Genomic DNA, 12,950 nt, shown 5'->3' with positions numbered 1-12,950 from the left:
AGGACATCAAACATGATTTCAGTTAACGATTTTCGTACAGGACTAACGATTGAAGTAGACGGCGGCATTTGGCGCGTCGTTGACTTCCAGCACGTAAAGCCGGGAAAAGGAGCGGCATTTGTCCGTTCAAAATTGCGTAACCTGCGCACGGGCGCTATTCAGGAGAAAACATTCCGTGCAGGTGAAAAAGTCGCGAAAGCGCAAATCGAAACAAAAACGATGCAGTATCTTTATGCCAACGGCGATCAGCACGTGTTCATGGATACAAGCTCATATGAACAGCTTGAATTGAACGAAAACCAAATCGAAGAAGAATTGAAATACCTTCTGGAAAATATGTCTGTGCACATCATGATGTATCAGTCTGAAACGCTCGGTATTGAACTGCCGAACACAGTTGAACTGAAAGTTGTTGAAACAGAGCCGGGAATTAAAGGCGACACGGCGTCAGGCGGCACAAAACCTGCCAAAACGGAAACAGGTCTTGTCGTAAACGTACCGTTCTTCGTGAACGAAGGCGATACGCTTGTTGTAAATACATCAGACGGTTCTTACGTGTCAAGAGCGTAGTTAAAGAAATTCGGAGTCTGCTCCTTTTACGGGGCAGGCTTTTTTTGCGTTCTGCATCAAATCTTTCTTCTATATCAAAATAGTGAGACTACTTCCGTCAGCTAGAGCATATAGTGTAACAAAATGCTTGAAGTTGGGGGATTGCAATGAAATTTTTGTTTGGTTCAATCAATTCTACTGTTTTAACGATGGCCGGTTTACGAGTTTTGTCCTCGCTCATTGAATTATCGGCCGCTATTATCATGCTTTTGACAAACGACATCAGAAAAGCGGTTGTGGTGAATAGTATTTTGGCAATCGTCGGCCCGCTGATCTTTATCATCACAATGACGATCGGCATTTATCAGATTGCCGGACAGCTCTCATATGCAAAGTTAATATTGATTTTTGCGGGAGTGGTGCTGATTTTGGCCGGTGTGCATAAATAGAGGGCCGGGGTGTCATAAAGTCTGTCCCGGATCATACATTTTAAAGAAGCCAATCGGTAAAAAAGGAGGAGACTCTATTGAATGAGATTACAGAGGTTCTCCCTGAATTATTGAGAGATGCCATCTCCGCCGTGCCCGAAGAAGCGAGGCGGGATACAGAAGAAATCAGAATCCGCGTCGACAGGCCGGTTGAACTGATCCAAAAAGGACAACCTTTGTATTTGTCATATGTCTGTACGGCCGGCGACGCACAGCTGATCCTCAGCCGGCTCAGCAATTACAGTATGTACACGCTGGAAGAAGAGCTGAAAAAAGGATACATCACAATCAGAGGAGGCCACCGTGTGGGACTGGCCGGAAGAGTCATCGTCGAAAACGGAGCCGTCAAAGGACTCCGGGATATTACTTCTTTTAATATCCGAATCGCCCGGGAGAAGCTTGGGATCGCAGAACCGCTCATTCCTTTCTTATGGAAAGAAAACTGGCTGAACACGCTGATCATCGGTCCCCCGCAAACGGGGAAAACGACCTTGCTTCGTGATTTGGCCCGGCTTTCCAGCACCGGATCAAAACGCATTCCGGCAAAAAAGACTGGTATCGTAGATGAACGGTCGGAAATTGCCGGCTGCCTGCGGGGCATTCCCCAGCACAGTTTCGGCTGCAGAGTCGATGTCCTTGATGCCTGTCCGAAGGCGGAAGGGCTGATGATGATGATCCGCTCTATGAGTCCTGATGTCATAATTGTGGATGAAATCGGGAGAATGGAAGACTCACAAGCGCTGCTGGAGGCGCTCCATGCGGGCGTATCCGTTATCGTATCTGCGCACGGGTGGGACATGAAAGACTTGGTAAAGAGGCCGTCGCTGAAAATGCTTTGGGAGGAAAACGTGTTTGACCGGTATGTTGAACTGTCAAGGCGCCGCGGTCCGGGAACGATCAGCAGGATGTACGGAAAGGACGGGGAACCTGTTCCGCATGCTGAAAGCGTGATGACATGCTGAAGCTTTTGGGTGCCGTGTTCATTCTGACAGCGACGACTTGGACCGGATTTGAGATCGCCAAAATGTATATTGAAAGGCCGAGGCAGATCCGTCAGCTGCGCGCGGCGCTCCAATCGCTAGAAGCGGAAATCATGTTCGGGCATACACCGCTGCATACCGCCTCGGGACAAATTGCCGCACAGCTTTCCAAACCTGTATCGTTATTGTTTCAAGCTTTCAGCAGAAGGCTTGAGCAGGGAAGCGATTCCGCCAAAACGGCTTGGGAACAGAGCTTGAAACATAACTGGTCTTCCATGGCGATGAAAAAAAGCGAATATGATGTGCTGAAGCAATTCGGAGAGACGCTCGGGCTCCATGACCGTGTTTCTCAGCAGAAACATATCAAGCTTGCGCTTACACATTTGGAAGCGGCGGAAGCGGATGCCGGACGGGCGCAGGCGAAAAATGAAAAAATGGTGAAAAGCTTAGGATTTTTAGCCGGACTGTTACTCATTCTTCTATTGATGTAAACATGAGGGGAGCAAACATAAAATGGGAGTCGACGTAAATGTCATTTTTCAAATCGCCGGAGTCGGTATCGTGGTTGCGTTTCTGCACACCATACTTGACCAAATGGGAAAAAAAGAATACGCCCAGTGGGTGACGCTGCTTGGCTTTATCTATATTTTATTTATGGTGGCGACGATTGTCGATGACCTGTTCAAAAAGATCAAAGCTGTGTTTCTATTCCAAGGATAGGGGGGCTTACAGATTGAGATTGTTCAAATTGTAGGTTTAGGCCTGATCGCCACATTTCTCTCCCTGATCGTAAAAGAACAGAAACCGACTTTCGCGTTTATGATTGTCGTCTTCAGCGGCTGCGTGATCTTTCTTTATCTCATCGACCAGATTTACGACATTATCAGAATGATAGAAAAAATAGCCGTCAATGCAAATGTCAATATGGTCTATGTGGAAACCATTTTAAAAATTATCGGCATCGCCTACATCGCTGAATTCGGAGCGCAGCTTACAAAGGATGCGGGCCAGGGAGCGATTGCTTCGAAAATAGAGCTGGCCGGAAAAATTTTGATACTGGTAATGGCCGTGCCGATACTCACCGTCATTATTGAAACGATTCTCGGACTTATTCCTTCTTGATCATAAATAAAATGGAAAGGGGGGCACAAAAAATGAAGCGCTTTCGGTGGGCGGGAGCTTTTTTGTTCATCCTCTTATTTTTTCAGACTGAATGTGTACAAGCTGCCGGAACAGACGGTGCGTCGCAGGAAACCGCAGTTCACCAAGAATCCGCTGATGAAGTGGCGAAAAAGCAGGCCGAAGCGCTGAAAACAGAAGGCATCGGAAAGTTTTGGGACGACATCATGACAGAATACGGCGGTCTTCTGCCTGAAAGCCAAAAGGGAAGCATCATCGACTTTATTAACGGAGAAAAAACGTTCTCACCGGAGGCATGGCTGAAGGCTTTATTTTCATACTTGTTTCATGAAGTGCTCGCAAACGGAAAGCTTCTGGGAACTTTGATTCTTCTCACCATTTTTTGTGTCATTCTGCAGCTCCTGCAAAATGCGTTCCAGCAGAGCACCGTCAGCAAAGTGGCTTATGCGATCGTCTACATGGTGCTGATTATTCTCGCTTTAAACAGCTTTCATGTTGCTGTCAATTATGCCAGTGAAGCGATCCAGACGATGACAAGCTTCATTCTCGCGCTTATCCCGCTTTTACTCGCGCTTTTGGCGTCTTCCGGGGGAGCCGTCTCCGCAGCTTTTTTTCACCCCGTTATTTTATTTCTGATGAATACGAGCGGCCTTCTCATTCAAAACATCGTCATGCCGCTTATCTTCCTGTCAGCGATTTTAAGCATCGTCAGCACGATGACGGATCAATATAAAGTCACGCAGCTTGCCAATCTGCTCAGAAATATCGCGATCGGCGCGCTTGCCGTATTCCTCACCGTGTTTCTCGGCGTCATCTCCGTACAGGGGGCTTCGGCTGCCGTGACGGACGGGATTACGCTCAGGACTGCAAAATTTATAACAGGCAATTTTATTCCCGTACTCGGCCGGATGTTTACGGATGCGACGGATACGGTCATCAGCGCCTCGCTCCTATTAAAAAACACCGTGGGAATCCTCGGAGTCGGAATTTTGATCTGCATCTCCGCGTTTCCGGCGATCAAAGTGCTCTCGCTCGCTTTTATTTATAAGCTCGCGGCCGCTATTCTGCAGCCGCTCGGAGGCGGGCCCGTCATTACGTGCCTCGGCGTCATCAGCAGAAGCGTACTGTATATTTTCGCGGCGCTCGCCATCGTCTCTCTCATGTTTTTCCTCAGCATCACAGTCATTATTACAGCAGGCAACCTCACCATGATGATGAAATAAAGGAGGCCCATTGGATATGAGCTTTTTAACAGAATGGCTGACAAGCATTATTTTATTTATCTTATTCGCCATCGTCATCGACATGCTGCTGCCCAGCTCCAGTATGCAAAAATACGCAAAGATGGTTGTCAGCCTGCTGTTAATCATTGTCATGCTCAACCCGATATTCAAACTTTTCAAAACAGACCCGGAAATCATCTTCGATTATTTGACAAAACAAGAGCAATCTCAATCCGCTGATATAAAAAATCAAATCAAATCAGAAAAAAAAGAAATACAAGCATCAAACCGCGCATATGTTTTAGAAGAAATGGCTGTCCAACTAAAAAAGAAAGCGGAGGAGATGTTCAGTCATGACGAATACAAAATAGACGACATCCGCCTTACAGCGGAAGAACAGGTTCGTTCAGAAGAAGATGTAAAAACGATCAGCGTGTATATGGCCCCATCTTCTGAAAAAACCGTGCAAACCGTCGCACCGATCGACATCCGCACAGACCGCAAATACGAACCGGAAGGCGCAGCCGACAAAAAAGAGGCTGCAGACATCAAAGAAAAACTTGCGGATATATGGGAAATCGGCAGTGAGAAAATTACGGTTTATATGGAAGGCGGGGAGAAAAACGGCCATGAATAAAAACGGACTATGGACCATACTCAAAAAACAGCTGATGATCGGACAGGCGAAAGACGGAGAAAAACCAAAACTGACAAAATATCATTACTTTCTGTTCGTGTTTGTGCTCGGGGTATCTTTTATGCTGGTCAGCCAGCTGTTCTCTTCACCGGAGAAAACCGGGAAGGACCAAACGGCGCAGACCGTCATGTCCGGCCGAACGGAAGACAAAAGCGGGCAAAAAAGCGCACCCGTTTTTAAGGCATCGAAAGACGGCAGCGCAAAAACCACAATCGATGATTACGAAAGAGACTATGAAAACCAGCTGAAAGAAATCCTTGAAACGATTATCGGCGTGGAGGATGTCTCAATTGTCGTAAATGTAGACGCAACATCTTTGAAAGTGTTTGAGAAAAATAAAACGAAAAAAGACACCACCACTGAAGAAACTGATAAAGAAGGCGGCAAAAGAAGCGTAACCGATCAAACCTCTGAAGAACAAATTGTCATGATTCGAAACGGGGACCAGGAAACCCCGGTCGTCGTCCAGACGAAAAAGCCCGATATCCGCGGTGTACTCGTTGTCGCTCAGGGAGTGGACAACGTTCAAATAAAAAAAACCATCATTGATGCCGTCACAAGGGTGCTTGATGTTCCGAGCTACCGTGTAGCGGTTGCCCCTAAAAAAATCAAGGAGGATTCATAAATCATGCTGAAAAAACAAACGGTTTGGCTTTTAACAATGCTCAGTCTCGTCGTGGTATTAAGTGTTTATTATATTATGTCGCCGGAAAGCAAAAATGCCGTGCAGATGAAAAGCGAAAAAAGCAGCGGAGAAGTCGCCACTGAAAAAACGCCGGCTCCTGAAACGAAAGATAAGAGCGGAAGCGGCACGGAAAAAGAAGACGGCACAAAAGGAACGAAAGATTCTAAAGGCACAAAAGAGGATAAAGAAACATCAGCCGAAGCATCGGACAAAGACGGATCGGTCGCCACAGAAACAGCTGATGAAAACTTATTTACCGCATACCGTATGGAACTTGAAGACGCGAGAAGCAAAGAAAGGGAACAGTTAAACAGCATTGTTTCAAGCGATGATGCGACCGCAAAGGAAAAAAGCGAAGCCTACGATAAAATGACGGCGCTGAGCAATGCTGAAGGGACGGAAAAACAGCTGGAAACGCTGATTAAAACACAAGGCTACAAAGATGCGCTCGTGGATGCTGAAGGAGACAAAATCAACATTACCGTCATGTCTGACAAACATTCAAACGCAAAAGCTTCCGCTATCATTGACCTGGTGGAAAAAGAAATCAAGACGATGAAAGACGTCGCCGTCACGTTTGAACCGACAAAGTAAGAGACCTGAACCGCCCGCACCCGCTGCGGGCTTTTCTGATGTCATTTTAGATCAGTGTTGAATTTACACAAGCGCTCCTGTAAGATAAACATAGTATGTACTTTTAGTAGCAACCCATAAATTTCTATTTTTTATACATAGGAGTGGAAACTGATGTTAAAAATCAACGAAATTCATGAACTGATAAAAAGAATCGATGAATCTTCCATCGACGAATTTGTTTACGAAATTGAAGGCGTAAGCCTCAAACTGAAAAAAAATGAAGCGCCGGCAGTGAATGTAACGGGACAAGCCCAAGCCGTTCCCGCCGCTTACGCACCTGCTCCGCAGGCTGCAAAACCGGAAGCGCGTGAAGCCGCTCCTGCTCAGGAAGCGCCGAAACAAGACGAAAACCTGCACAAAATTACGTCTCCGATGGTCGGAACGTTTTATGCTTCTTCATCGCCGGAAGCCGGCCCTTACGTAAACCAAGGTTCAAAAGTGAGCGAAAATACAGTTGTTTGTATCGTAGAAGCAATGAAACTCTTTAACGAGATTGAAGCCGAAGTAAAAGGAGAAATCGTTGAAGTGTTAGTTGAAAACGGCCAGCTGGTCGAATACGGACAACCTCTATTTCTTGTAAAAGCTGAGTAAGGAGACCTGCTATTATGATTAAAAAGCTATTGATCGCCAACCGAGGAGAAATCGCCGTCAGAATCATCCGGGCCTGCAAAGAGCTGGGCATTGAAACTGTAGCCGTTTATTCTGAGGCAGATAAAGACGCCCTGCATGTCCAAATGGCCGATGAGGCTTTTTGTATCGGGCCGAAAACATCAAAAGAAAGCTATTTAAATGTAACGAACATCGTCAGCGTCGCAAAACTGACCGGCACGGATGCGATTCATCCGGGATACGGGTTTTTAGCTGAAAACGCCGACTTTGCCGAGCTGTGCGAGGAATTAAACGTAACGTTTGTCGGCCCTACGGCTGACGCCATTTCAAAAATGGGAACAAAAGATATCGCGCGCGACACGATGCAGCTGGCGGGCGTGCCGATTGTGCCCGGTTCAAAAGGAATCATAAAAAATACGGAAGAAGCGGTTTCGCTTGCAGGTGAAATTGGGTATCCTGTCATTATAAAAGCCACTGCGGGCGGAGGCGGAAAAGGCATCCGGGTCGCACGCACAGAAGAAGAACTGATCAAAGGCATTGAGATTACCCAGCAGGAAGCCGCTACGGCATTCGGAAATCCGGGTGTGTACATCGAGAAGTACATCGAAGATTTCCGCCATGTTGAAATTCAGGTGCTTGCGGATAATTACGGAAACACGATCCATCTCGGAGAGCGTGACTGTTCTATCCAAAGACGTCTGCAAAAACTTCTTGAAGAGTCACCGTCACCTGCGCTTGATTCTGAAATCAGGGAGCAGATGGGCGAAGCAGCGGTAAAAGCAGCGAAGGCCGTCGGTTACACGGGAGCCGGCACAGTAGAATTCATCTATGACTACAGAGAACAGCGCTACTACTTCATGGAAATGAACACGCGTATTCAAGTAGAGCACCCTGTCACAGAAATGGTGACGGGAACGGATCTGATCAAAGAACAGATCAAAGTGGCATCCGGACAGGAGCTCTCGCTCAGACAGGAAGACGTTGAATTTAACGGCTGGGCGATTGAATGCCGCATCAACGCTGAAAATCCTGCGAAAAACTTCATGCCTTCACCCGGTAAAATTAACATGTACCTGCCGCCGGGCGGACTTGGCGTACGCGTGGATTCAGCCGCATATCCCGGCTATTCGATCCCGCCGTACTATGACAGTATGATTGCTAAAGTCATCACATACGGAACAACGCGTGATGAGGCAGTCGCACGGATGAAACGCGCGCTGAGCGAATTCGTGATTGAAGGTATTGAAACGACGATTCCGTTCCATTTGAAACTGCTTGAACACGAAACATTTGTCAGCGGAGAGTTTAATACAAAGTTTTTAGAAACATATGATGTAATGGGCTCATAATTTTTGCGGGAGGTGAATTGAATGGAAGACAACAGTGTGCTTAAAATGGATCATGATGAGGCTCATTTAGGCAAGGTTGAAATTGCTCCTGAGGTCATTGAAGTCATTGCCGGCATCGCCGCTTCCGAAGTTGAAGGAGTTGCTGAAATGCGCGGCAATTTCGCCACGGGCGTCGTAGAACGCTTCGGCAAAATCAATCACGGCAAAGGCGTAAAGGTCGATTTAGCCGATGACGGGATTACCATCGACGTCTATTGCGTCGTTCAATTCGGGATCTCGATCCCGAAAGTGGCGGCAAGCGTTCAGGAGAATATCCGCCAAACCTTATTAAACATGACGTCTCTGACCATTAATGAAATCAATATTCATATCGTCGGCATTCAATTTGACACGAAAGCCCAAGAAGTCGAAATCGACGAAGAAATGTAATGAGCGTATAAAAACCAAGGGGATGGGCAGCCCTTTGGTTTTTTATACGTTTCCCGTCATTTCAGGCATGAAGAAAGCCGGCTTACAAACGGCAGCCGAGTTTCTTCATGCTGTGAAATCCGAATGAAATTAATACGGTTTGTGAAAATATTCGGCATTAGGGTGAAAAAACCTAAATTTCGACATGCGATTGAGAAAAAAATATGTTATGATCTCTTTAAGCTTAACGACAAGCGGATAAAGCGGATCTGAAGGAGAAAGAAAATGAAAAGAAGAACAGCTAGAGAAAAAGCTTTGCAGGCACTTTTTCAGATTGATGTCAGCGATATTGCACCGAACGATGCCATTGAGCACGCGCTTGATGGTGAAAAAACAGATGCCTTCTTTGAACAGCTGGTGTACGGAGTGATCGAACATCAGGTTCAGCTTGATGAAATGATTTCCGGCCATCTCGTCAATTGGAAGCTTGACCGGATTGCAAACGTAGACCGCGCGATCCTGCGTCTGGCGGTGTATGAAATGGTTTATTCTGACGACATTCCTGCTAACGTGTCATTAAACGAAGCAATCGAGCTGGCAAAACGGTTCGGCGACGATAAAGCTGCAAAATTCGTAAACGGGGTTCTTTCTAACATTAAAACTGATATCGAATCATAGGAGGAAAGAAAATGACTGCAACAATCATCGACGGAAAAGAAACGGCTAAAGAAAAACGCGAACAATTGGCAAAAGAAGTAGAAGAGCTGAAAGCACAAGGCGTAGTGCCTGGCTTGGCGGTCATTTTAATCGGAGACGATCCCGCTTCTGTTTCATATGTGACAGGCAAGAAAAAAGCCGCTGAAACAATGGGAATGAAATTTAAGCTTGACCGCTTTGACTCAAGCTTAACCGAGGCGGAGCTTTTAACAGTGATTGATCAGTATAATCAAAATCCGGAATTCCACGGCATTCTCGTCCAGCTGCCGCTCCCGGATCATATTTCTGAAAAAGCCGTAATCGAGCGGATCTCCCCTGATAAGGATGTTGACGGTTTCCACCCTCTCAACGTCGGGAAAATGCTGCTTGGCGAAGATACATTTCTTCCATGCACGCCGCACGGAATTGTCGAGTTACTGAAAAAGACGAACGTAGATCTTTCCGGCAAAGAAGTTGTTGTAGTCGGACGAAGCAATATTGTCGGTAAACCGGTCGGCCAGCTGCTGCTGAACGAAAACGCGACCGTCACATATTGCCATTCCCGCACGAAAAATATGTCTGAGCATACGAAAAAAGCAGATATTCTTGTGGTAGCGGTCGGTAAAGCGAACTTCATCAAAGCCGATCAAATCAAAGAGGGCGCCATTGTCATTGATGTCGGCGTCAACCGTCTCGAAAGCGGAAAACTCTGCGGAGACGTTCAGTTTGATGAAGCGAAAGAAAAAGCATCTTTCATTACGCCGGTGCCGGGCGGAGTAGGTCCGATGACCATCACAATGCTTGCGCATAATACTGTTAAATCTGCCAGACGTACGTTATCATAGATAACCGGAGACAGTCACAAAAAGTGTGACAATGAGCACGATACCCGCTTCTTAAGGCTCCTTTCAGCCAGAGCGGGTTTTCTTAGTTTAGGGCAAAAAGCCTTTATGAAAGGAGTGCAGGATGTGAGTGAAGCGGCATATGTCACGGTTTCCGCGCTGACCAAATACATTAAACGAAAATTCGATGTGGACCCTCATCTTGAAGACATTTGGATTAAGGGTGAGCTCTCCAATGTTAAAATCCATACGAGAGGCCACATTTATTTTACATTAAAAGATGAGCATGCCCGCATGCAGGCCGTCATGTTTCAGAGGCAAAGTTCGAGGCTTGCGTTTAAGCCCGAAGACGGAATGAAGGTCATCGTAAGAGGCGGCATCTCCGTCTATGAACCGAGCGGAAGCTATCAGCTGTACGCGAAAGAAATGCAGCCGGACGGTGTGGGGGCGCTCTACTTAGCATATGAAGAATTAAAGAAAAAACTTGCCGGCGAAGGGTTGTTTGATGACCGGCATAAGCAGGCCATCCCCGCTTTTCCGGCTACGATCGGGGTCGTCACGTCACCGACGGGAGCAGCCGTCAGAGACGTCATTACCACACTCAAAAGAAGATACCCCCTTGTGAAAGTCATTGTGCTTCCCGCGCTCGTTCAAGGTGAAAATGCCAGCAGATCGATTGTGAAGCGCATTGAAGAAGCCAATGCACAAAAAATGTGTGACGTCCTGATCGTCGGAAGGGGAGGGGGCTCGATCGAAGAATTGTGGGCATTTAACGAAGAAATCGTGGCCCGGGCGATTTTTGCTTCCGCCATTCCGATTATATCAGCCGTCGGACATGAAACCGATTTTACAATCAGTGATTTCGTCGCGGATATCCGGGCGGCAACGCCGACAGGAGCGGCAGAAATCGCCGTTCCCCACACGACGGACTTAATGGAACGGACAAAAACGGCGGAAGTCCGCCTGACAAGAGCGATGCAGCAGCATATCAGCAAGAAAAAAGAACGGGTTCAATCGCTCCAGTCATCCTACGCGTTCCGTTTTCCGAAACGATTGTACACCCAAAAAGAACAGCAGTTTGACCTTTTGTATCAGCAGTTCCAATCACAGCTCACAGGGCTTACGGACAGGAAACAAAGGCAGCTGGAACGGAATACGTACAGATTAACGGCGCTCCACCCTGAAACCCAGCTGAAACAGGCGAAAAAACGGTACGAGGAGCGCTCAAATCAGCTCGCCCGAAGCATGAATGTCCAGCTGAAGCAGCTTCATTCGCAGTTTCAGACGGTTCTTGGTAAACTGAATGCATTAAGTCCCCTTCAGGTGATGGAGAGAGGATACAGTCTGGCCTATAAAGACAAAGAGCTGATCAAAAGCGTTGATCAAGTGGAACAAAATGATACGCTTGAAGTAAAGATGACAGACGGCGTTCTGACGTGTGAAGTATTGCAAAAGAGAGGCGAACGATAATGACAGAAACCAAAAAAAGTGAAGAGCTGACATTTGAAGAGGCGATGAAAGGCCTTGAAGGCATTGTGGCAAAGCTTGAAGAAGGAGACGTGCCGCTGGAGCAGGCGATTAATTATTTTCAGGAAGGGATGGCCCTTTCAAAAATGTGCCATGAAAAGCTTCAGCATGTCGAAAAGCAAATGGACTTTATTTTAAAAGATAACGGCGAACTTGCACCTTTCAGCGTTCAGGAGGAAGACGAAGGTGACAAATAAACTGGACGCATTTTTAGCATCGCGCAAACAACTGATTGAACAGCAGCTTTCTTTGTATACAGAACGGCTTGCGATGCCGGAAACCCTCAAAAAATCTATGCTGTATTCTTTGGAAGCGGGCGGAAAGAGGCTGCGCCCCCTCGTCGTCTTAGCCGTTCTGAATGCTTACGGAAAAGATGAAAAAGACGGGATTCCGGTCGGGTGCGCTGTCGAAATGATTCATACGTATTCTTTAATCCATGATGATCTTCCTTGCATGGACGATGATGATCTGCGCCGGGGAAAGCCCACAAACCATAAAGTCTTCGGAGAAGCGGCGGCCGTATTGGCCGGAGACGGGCTTCTGACAGAAAGCTTTAAATTGATCACATCTCACGTGTCTGAGGCGGTTTCAGCAGAAAAACGCCTCCGTCTCGTCGATGAGCTGATTAGTGCGGCAGGAACGGAAGGAATGGTCGGCGGGCAGGCTGCCGACATGGAAGCGGAACAAAAGCGGATAACGCTTGAGGAGCTGGAATCCATCCACGAGCGGAAAACGGCCAAGCTCCTCGGTTTTTCCGTGACGGCGGGCGCCATTTTGGCAGATGCACCGGAGGATGAAGTCGAAAAGCTCCGTTTGTTCAGCAGCCATATCGGCATCGGATTTCAAATCAGAGACGACATCCTTGATATTGAAGGGCATGAGGAGAGGATCGGCAAACCGGTCGGCTCAGACACGTCGAACGAAAAATCAACGTATCCGTCGCTTTTAACGCTTGAAGGCGCGAAAGAAAAGCTTGCGTATCATATCAGCGAGGCGAAACAGATTATCAGCGGCCTTTCTCTTCAGAAAGAATTGCTGCATGACCTCTGTGATTTAATCGCGGCGAGAGATCATTAAAAACGGTCCTGATTTGAAGGGGCTGCCGCTCCTATGGTAAAATG

The 12,950-nt window shown here is 47.1% G+C and carries 18 protein-coding genes; all 18 read left to right on the top strand.

The features are described from left to right. The first annotated feature begins 12 nt into the window (after positions 1 to 12). The 18 genes from efp to J6600_RS11590 all read left to right on the top strand — a co-directional run bounded on the left by efp (position 13) and on the right by J6600_RS11590 (position 12,906). Positions 13 to 570 (top strand): elongation factor P, encoded by a 558-nt coding sequence (gene efp / locus J6600_RS11675; RefSeq protein ID WP_003153123.1) that lies wholly within the window; start codon positions 13 to 15, stop codon positions 568 to 570. Positions 571 to 716: 146 nt separating this feature from the next. After that, a complete protein-coding gene (locus tag J6600_RS11670; protein ID WP_003153124.1) occupies positions 717 to 998 on the top strand; it encodes a YqhV family protein in 282 nt (93 codons plus the stop codon). A gap of 77 nt (positions 999 to 1,075) precedes the next feature. Continuing rightward, positions 1,076 to 1,999 (top strand): stage III sporulation protein AA, encoded by a 924-nt coding sequence (spoIIIAA, locus tag J6600_RS11665; protein ID WP_209387425.1) that lies wholly within the window; start codon positions 1,076 to 1,078, stop codon positions 1,997 to 1,999. Beyond that, positions 1,993 to 2,508 carry a stage III sporulation protein SpoIIIAB gene (gene spoIIIAB / locus J6600_RS11660; RefSeq protein WP_007408343.1) on the top strand — a complete coding sequence of 172 codons (516 nt, stop codon included), beginning with the start codon at positions 1,993 to 1,995 and terminating at the stop codon, positions 2,506 to 2,508. The genes spoIIIAA and spoIIIAB overlap by 7 nt, the downstream gene beginning before the upstream one ends. A gap of 22 nt (positions 2,509 to 2,530) precedes the next feature. Beyond that, positions 2,531 to 2,737, top strand: a complete 207-nt coding sequence (gene spoIIIAC, locus J6600_RS11655) for a stage III sporulation protein AC (RefSeq protein WP_003153142.1) — start codon at positions 2,531 to 2,533, stop codon at positions 2,735 to 2,737. A 12-nt stretch (positions 2,738 to 2,749) separates the two neighbouring features. Continuing rightward, positions 2,750 to 3,139 (top strand): stage III sporulation protein AD, encoded by a 390-nt coding sequence (gene spoIIIAD / locus J6600_RS11650; RefSeq protein ID WP_071392571.1) that lies wholly within the window; start codon positions 2,750 to 2,752, stop codon positions 3,137 to 3,139. A 32-nt stretch (positions 3,140 to 3,171) separates the two neighbouring features. Beyond that, complete coding sequence (gene spoIIIAE, locus J6600_RS11645) at positions 3,172 to 4,380, top strand: stage III sporulation protein AE (protein ID WP_003153145.1); 1,209 nt, start codon at positions 3,172 to 3,174, stop codon at positions 4,378 to 4,380. 16 nt (positions 4,381 to 4,396) lie between these two features. After that, entirely contained in the window at positions 4,397 to 5,017 is a 621-nt protein-coding gene (gene spoIIIAF, locus J6600_RS11640) for a stage III sporulation protein AF (protein WP_003153146.1), read from the top strand. After that, positions 5,010 to 5,702: a stage III sporulation protein AG gene (spoIIIAG, locus tag J6600_RS11635; RefSeq protein ID WP_014418358.1), complete on the top strand. Its 693-nt coding sequence runs from the start codon at positions 5,010 to 5,012 to the stop codon at positions 5,700 to 5,702. Before spoIIIAF ends, spoIIIAG begins: the two co-directional genes overlap by 8 nt. A 3-nt stretch (positions 5,703 to 5,705) precedes the next feature. Beyond that, entirely contained in the window at positions 5,706 to 6,356 is a 651-nt protein-coding gene (locus J6600_RS11630; RefSeq protein ID WP_007408346.1) for a SpoIIIAH-like family protein, read from the top strand. 153 nt (positions 6,357 to 6,509) lie between these two features. Beyond that, complete coding sequence (gene accB, locus J6600_RS11625) at positions 6,510 to 6,989, top strand: acetyl-CoA carboxylase biotin carboxyl carrier protein (RefSeq protein WP_007612510.1); 480 nt, start codon at positions 6,510 to 6,512, stop codon at positions 6,987 to 6,989. A 14-nt stretch (positions 6,990 to 7,003) separates the two neighbouring features. After that, positions 7,004 to 8,356, top strand: coding sequence for an acetyl-CoA carboxylase biotin carboxylase subunit (accC, locus tag J6600_RS11620; protein ID WP_007408348.1), 1,353 nt, complete (start codon positions 7,004 to 7,006; stop codon positions 8,354 to 8,356). 21 nt (positions 8,357 to 8,377) lie between these two features. Beyond that, a complete protein-coding gene (locus J6600_RS11615) occupies positions 8,378 to 8,785 on the top strand; it encodes an Asp23/Gls24 family envelope stress response protein (RefSeq protein ID WP_003153156.1) in 408 nt (135 codons plus the stop codon). Between the two features lie 264 nt (positions 8,786 to 9,049). Continuing rightward, positions 9,050 to 9,442 (top strand): transcription antitermination factor NusB, encoded by a 393-nt coding sequence (gene nusB / locus J6600_RS11610; protein WP_007408349.1) that lies wholly within the window; start codon positions 9,050 to 9,052, stop codon positions 9,440 to 9,442. Positions 9,443 to 9,453: 11 nt separating this feature from the next. Further along, the gene (folD, locus tag J6600_RS11605) at positions 9,454 to 10,305 is read left to right on the top strand and encodes a bifunctional methylenetetrahydrofolate dehydrogenase/methenyltetrahydrofolate cyclohydrolase FolD (protein WP_007408350.1); all 852 of its coding nucleotides are present in this window, start codon (positions 9,454 to 9,456) and stop codon (positions 10,303 to 10,305) included. Positions 10,306 to 10,428: 123 nt separating this feature from the next. Beyond that, entirely contained in the window at positions 10,429 to 11,772 is a 1,344-nt protein-coding gene (xseA, locus tag J6600_RS11600) for an exodeoxyribonuclease VII large subunit (RefSeq protein WP_007408351.1), read from the top strand. Further along, a complete protein-coding gene (locus J6600_RS11595; protein ID WP_007408352.1) occupies positions 11,772 to 12,026 on the top strand; it encodes an exodeoxyribonuclease VII small subunit in 255 nt (84 codons plus the stop codon). Before xseA ends, J6600_RS11595 begins: the two co-directional genes overlap by 1 nt. Beyond that, positions 12,016 to 12,906, top strand: coding sequence for a polyprenyl synthetase family protein (locus tag J6600_RS11590; protein ID WP_007408353.1), 891 nt, complete (start codon positions 12,016 to 12,018; stop codon positions 12,904 to 12,906). Before J6600_RS11595 ends, J6600_RS11590 begins: the two co-directional genes overlap by 11 nt. Positions 12,907 to 12,950: the final 44 nt, after the last annotated feature.

The organism is Bacillus sp. LJBV19 (assembly GCF_017797845.1).
Lineage (GTDB): Bacteria > Bacillota > Bacilli > Bacillales > Bacillaceae > Bacillus > Bacillus velezensis.
Note: the sequence above shows the minus strand (reverse complement) of the source record. Positions and strands in the feature narration are given on the sequence as shown.